Below are 665 nucleotides of genomic sequence, written 5' to 3' on the forward strand. Positions count from 1 at the left end.
GGTCTCGTCGCGCTTTTGGACGACGTCGCCGCCCTGGCCCGCATTGCAGCTGCCTCGATGGACGACGTCGCTGCCGGGGCCGCGAAAGCGGGGACCAAGGCCGCCGGCGTGGTGATCGACGACGCCGCCGTCACCCCCCAGTACGTGTCCGGGGCCGACCCGTCCCGCGAACTGCCGATGATCAAGCGGATCTTCTGGGGATCGCTCCGGAACAAGCTGGTGATCATCCTGCCGGCGCTGCTGCTCATCAGCGCCTTCGTCCCGGCGATCATCCCGTTCATCCTCATGCTGGGCGGCACCTACCTCTGCTACGAGGGGGCGGAGAAGGTCTGGCACAAGCTCCGTGGCCACTCCGAGGCCGAGAAGGCACCGGCGGTCGAACGGGGCCCGGAGGCGGAGGCCAAGGTCACCAAGGGCGCCATCACCACCGACTTCATCCTGTCCTGCGAGATCATGGTCATTTCGATGACCGAGGTCGCTGACGAGTCCCTGTGGGCACGGGCGCTCATCCTGATCGTCGTAGCGTTCGCGATCACGGTGATCGTGTACGGTGCCGTGGCACTCATCGTCAAGATGGACGACATCGGCCTGCACCTCACCACCAAGGACTCCGCGGGCTCCAAGCGCCTCGGTGAGCTGCTCGTGAAGGGGATGCCCGCCGTGCT

General features: G+C 66.6%; 1 protein-coding gene. It reads left to right on the forward strand.

The window, feature by feature from the left end:
* Positions 1-665: DUF808 family protein (locus tag CXQ96_RS17895; RefSeq protein WP_104119373.1), on the forward strand; the 665-nt coding region annotated here is incomplete at both ends.

This window comes from Arthrobacter sp. B1805 (assembly GCF_002929745.1).
GTDB lineage: Bacteria > Actinomycetota > Actinomycetes > Actinomycetales > Micrococcaceae > Arthrobacter_D.